Genomic DNA, 3,630 nt, shown 5'->3' with positions numbered 1-3,630 from the left:
GCAGGGCTTCGAGGTCGGCGGGAGTGAAGGGGTTGGCGTTCATGGAGGGAGCTTCGGACTTGAGTGGGAGCGAGGCCATGATCGGCTCGGTGAGCGATGACGTGTGATGCCTATGGTAGGCCGTTTCTGCGCATCCGATCAGGAAGAACGTGGCGCGATTCCGGGTTTCGCGCCATAATTGCGCCATATATTCTACGAATCGCGCCATCCATGACCTCATGCTCTTTTCAAGCCTTGCTGGAAAGCATCCGCTCCGCGCCGGATGGGCTGGCGATTTCGGCTCTGCTGGATCTGCATCCCGGCCTGACTCGCCGGACGGCGCAACGCTGGCTGCGGAACGGCGTGGCCCAGGGACGGCTGCAGGCCGTGGGTGCGGGCAGAGGGCGTCGTTATCGTGCGATGACATGCGCCGGATCGGCGGGGGATGCCGCGTCGGTCACGATCGTTTGGGCGCATGAACCCTCGCCGGACGATGCAAGCGATATTTTTCCAGTGGAAATCCCCTTGTCGGTCGATAGTCAGGACATTCTGGCTTATGTGAACCGACCCCTGGCGGGGCGCCATCCAGTAGGGTATCAGCGCGATTTCCTGGATGCCTACGAACCCGGCCGGACCTGGTACCTGCCGGAGCCGCTGCGCCAGCAATTGCGCCGGATGGGGGACACCGGCCAGATGCGGCGGCCCGCAGGGACCTATGGCCGCGCCATCCTGGGCCGGCTGCTGATCGACCTGTCCTGGGCCTCCAGTCACCTGGAAGGCAATACCTATACCCGGCTCGACACGCGCGAACTGATCCGGCATGGCCGGATTGCGGGAGGCAAGGCGGCCCAGGAAACGCAGATGATCCTGAACCACAAATCAGCCATCGAACTGCTGGTGGAGAACGCCGATACGGCGGGCTTCGACCGGTTCACCCTGTTCAATCTGCACAGCGCCCTGTCGGAGAACCTGCTGCTCGACAAGGAAGACGAAGGGCGTTTGCGCCTGCATATGGTGGACATCGGGCAGAGCGTCTACCGGCCGCTCGGCATGTCGGCGCAGATTGGCGAAATGCTGGACATCCTGCTGGACAAGGCCGGCCGCATCCCGGACCCTTTCGAGCAATCCTTTTTCGTCATGGTGCATCTGCCATATCTGCAGCCCTTTGCCGACGTCAACAAGCGCACCTCCCGGCTGGCGGCGAATCTGCCGCTGATTCGCGCCAATCTGTGCCCGCTGACCTTTCTGGGGGTGCCGGAGTCGGCCTATGTCCGTGCCATTCTGGGCGTATACGAGATGACCCGGGTCGAGTTGCTGCGGGATCTGTATGTCTGGGCCTATGCGCGGTCAGCCCGGGAATATCTGGCGATCCGCCGGGGGCTGGCCGAGCCGGATCCTTGGCGGCTGGCGTGGCGTGGAGAACTGCGGCAGGTGGTTCGGGATGTGGTGCTGCAGTCTGATCGGGCGCCGCTGGAGGTGATCGACGAAACCCTGTCGCGGCATGACCTGGGGGCGGATCATGAGAACGTTCGCGCGCTGGTGATCGAGGAATTGCGTCATTTGCATGAGGGCGTGCTGGCTCGCTATGGCTTGCGCCCCGCCGACTATGAGCGCTGGCGCGCGCACCAGCTCAGGCTGACGTGATGGATCATTTCGCCGCTGCTTTTTCCACCCCGTCCACCGCGTCGCCGAAGCCCCTCAGCCACTGGTCCAGCATGGCGCTGTCGACCACGGTGGCGGCGATTTCCAGCCGGCCGTCTTCTCGTTCGACGACAGTCTGGTCTCGGGACAGCGGGGTTTCCTGCAGGTGTTGTCCGATGTTTCGGTCGATGCGGAAACACAGGCGGATGCGTTCGCCCTCGCCGAAACGGAAGCGGCCGTCGGCATCGTATCCGGCCAGATCGAAATCCAGGGGGCGTTCGAAGGCGATGGTGGACGCCTGTTCGGCGTTCAGGATGCGGTGCAGGGCCAGGCTGCGCTCGTTGCCGAACCCCCGGTAGCGGCACACCAGATACAGGCGGGGGCCTTGCTGGGCCAGGCCCAGGGGCATGACTTCGACCGTATTGCGCCGCCCGCCCGCGTTCCTGTAGTCCAGCCGCAGCCAATGGTTGTGATACAGGGCTTCGCTGACCGTCTCCAGCACGCCAGGAACGATTTTCGGGGGCAGCAGCGGCTGGCTGGTGGCGACCATGCGGATCTTGGACGGCCATTCGCGTTCCAGCCGGGTCTTGCCGTCCGGCCCCAGGTTGTGCCGTGCCTGGACGAAGAAACCTTCCATGGATTTCATCAGGTGGGCGGGCAGCAGGGGGCGCAGGTGTTCCTCGGCCAGCTTCAGCAGCAGGGATTCCTGCGGGCTCAGGTGGGGGATGGCCAGCGGCCTGGCGTGCGGCAGCCACCGGTATTGATAGGGAACGCTCCGGTCGTCGCGCTCGATGTCCAGGTGCGTGCTGAGCATGTCCAGCTGCCGCTGGATGGTGCGCAGGTCGCGTTCGAAGCCACAGGCGGCCAGTTGCTCGTGCAGTTCGCTGGCGGTGATCGAGCGGGGCGCGCGTGGAATCCGGCGCAGCATTTCCAGTGCCAGCAGGGTGGTTTCCAGGGTCGAGGAGCGTTTGGCCATGTCGGGGGCGAAGGATCGTAAAGCCGCCAGTATGGATCAGATGCGGGCGTCCAGCCATCGCAGCGTCTGCAGCGCCGTGCCTTCCAGGCCCACGCCCCAGCGCGGAGAAATGGCGCTGTCCCGGGCATTGATGCGCAGGATGGGGTGGCCGGTGCGCAGGCTGAAGTGGCGCACCGACGGGATCGCCTGGCCCGCGCCCAGTTCAATGACGGCCAGGCGGTCGCCGCCGACGGATTCAAGCCAGGTGTTCAGCCGGTCGCGCTGGGCCACCATGCGTTCCATTTCCCAGTCCAGGTCGTTGAACATCAGGACGTTGGGACGGGCCAGGGTGCCGCATTCCGGGCAAACCGGAAGAGGGGAGCGCAGGCGGCAGGTCTGCGAATCGACATCCGGCTCGAAGCCGTCGGCCGACCAGATTCGCGGCTGGCAATGGGCGTGGCATTGCATCCAGTGCAGCGAACCGTGGCATTCCAGGATGCGGTCAGGATCGAAGCCCGCCCGCTGGAACTGGCCGTCGACGTTGCTGGTGAAGACGAAGGCGCCATGCGGCAGGCGTTCGGCCCAGCGCAGCAGGATGCCGAAACCTTCGTGCGGCACGGTGCGGCGATACGTGGACAGGCGATGGCCATAGAATCCCCAGGCCAGCGTGGGCCAGCGGTCGAAGGCCTCGGGCTGGGCGATGCGCTTGAAATCCAGGCGGGCCTGGCGCAGGGCAGGATAGGCCTTCCACAGGCCCTCCTTGCCGCGGAAGTCCGGCAGGCCCGAATCCACGCCCATGCCGGCGCCGGCGGTGATCAGCAGGCCCCGGGACGCGCGCAGGTAATCCAGGGCGCGGTTCCATTGTGCTTCGGTGGGCGGCATGACTGCGATTCCTTTGTATTTGGACACGGATCCAGTCTAGGAGTGGTCCGCGACAGGATGCGTCGCGGCCGCCCGTGGCCATCCGCAGCTTCGGCCGGGCGGTCGGCGACGGAACGGGGCCATTACAATACAGGCCTCCCAGACCCCGACCGGACATCTCCCATGCTCACCCA

The 3,630-nt window shown here is 65.3% G+C and carries 4 protein-coding genes; 1 reads left to right on the top strand and 3 read right to left on the bottom strand.

Annotation, left to right across the window (positions count from 1 at the left end; all coding sequences use genetic code 11):
* The coding region (locus tag VDP74_RS15265; protein WP_323000488.1) for a hypothetical protein at window positions 1-208 on the bottom strand (208 nt) is incomplete at its 3' end.
* 2 nt (window positions 209-210) lie between these two features.
* Between VDP74_RS15265 and VDP74_RS15260 the strand changes: the two genes are divergently transcribed.
* The gene (locus VDP74_RS15260) at window positions 211-1,623 is read left to right on the top strand and encodes a Fic family protein (protein ID WP_323000487.1); all 1,413 of its coding nucleotides are present in this window, start codon (window positions 211-213) and stop codon (window positions 1,621-1,623) included.
* A gap of 4 nt (window positions 1,624-1,627) precedes the next feature.
* Here VDP74_RS15260 and VDP74_RS15255 read toward each other — a convergent pair whose 3' ends face one another.
* Together VDP74_RS15255 and VDP74_RS15250 are read right to left on the bottom strand one after the other, a co-directional pair.
* Window positions 1,628-2,596, bottom strand: coding sequence for a WYL domain-containing protein (locus VDP74_RS15255; RefSeq protein WP_323000486.1), 969 nt, complete (start codon window positions 2,594-2,596; stop codon window positions 1,628-1,630).
* Between the two features lie 36 nt (window positions 2,597-2,632).
* Window positions 2,633-3,457 (bottom strand): SIR2 family NAD-dependent protein deacylase, encoded by an 825-nt coding sequence (locus tag VDP74_RS15250; protein WP_323000485.1) that lies wholly within the window; start codon window positions 3,455-3,457, stop codon window positions 2,633-2,635.
* Between the last annotated feature and the right edge of the window lie 173 nt (window positions 3,458-3,630).

The organism is Castellaniella sp. (genome assembly GCF_034674885.1).
GTDB lineage: Bacteria > Pseudomonadota > Gammaproteobacteria > Burkholderiales > Burkholderiaceae_B > Castellaniella.
Note: the sequence above shows the minus strand (reverse complement) of the source record. Positions and strands in the feature narration are given on the sequence as shown.

Bases quoted from the DNA above. Each gene is read 5' to 3' on its own strand.
- VDP74_RS15255 (WP_323000486.1), bottom strand. From the start codon at position 2,596: ATGGCCAAACGCTCCTCGACCCTGGAAACCACCCTGCTGGCACTGGAA.
- VDP74_RS15260 (WP_323000487.1), top strand. From the start codon at position 211: ATGACCTCATGCTCTTTTCAAGCCTTGCTGGAAAGCATCCGCTCCGCG.
- VDP74_RS15250 (WP_323000485.1), bottom strand. From the start codon at position 3,457: ATGCCGCCCACCGAAGCACAATGGAACCGCGCCCTGGATTACCTGCGC.